1 pseudogene is annotated in these 679 nt (G+C 56.8%); it reads left to right on the forward strand.

Features of this window, described 5'->3' with window-relative positions:
* Positions 1 to 679 (forward strand): annotated as a pseudogene (locus K787_RS25270) (DUF2235 domain-containing protein); the annotation flags it as partial.

Genomic DNA, 679 nt, shown 5'->3' on the forward strand with positions numbered 1-679 from the left:
CGCTCAACATGAGGAGCGCTATCTGTTCAGCCTCAACCAGGTTGACCCAGCCCATGAAGAAATTGCCCTGCCCGGGGTCCATTCGGATATCGGTGGCGGGTACCCGCCGCTGATGCACGAGCGGCTGCTGGTTGATCGTCCCCGGGTCATTCCCTACCAACGGGGCGATAACAACCTCAGCCCAAATGCCATCCGCGCTACCCGGCAGTGGGATGAACGCAATACCGCGCAGATGCGCCTGATGGGGCTGGGCTTGCCAGGGGACGGTGAGTTTAAACGAGAGCAAACCAGCCAAGCCACACCGAATCAGCGCAATTTAGACGCTACAGATACCGTATTGGTCCTAGGGCTGGATCGCAAGGTCAGGGCAGAGTTATCGAGAGTTGCGCTGCGGGTGATGCATATGCTGGCTAGACAGCACGCCGTAACCTTTCAACCGATCGATGAATCTGATGACCGTATGAGTATTCCTGCAGAGTTGCGGCCAATATCTGACAAAATCATCTCTCATGCCCAACGCGGGCTCAGTGCCCCACTGACCGCCGAAGAGTCTCGCTTCCTTCACGGCTATTACATTCACCGCTCGGCCAACTGGACGACCTTCAGAGGGCTGCTAATCAACCGACCCAGGTCAGGTGGTCGGGCTATATACCCTGATCAGCCACAAAAAGGTTACCCA

Source organism: Halopseudomonas pelagia CL-AP6 (assembly GCF_000410875.1).
Classification (GTDB): domain Bacteria; phylum Pseudomonadota; class Gammaproteobacteria; order Pseudomonadales; family Pseudomonadaceae; genus Halopseudomonas; species Halopseudomonas pelagia.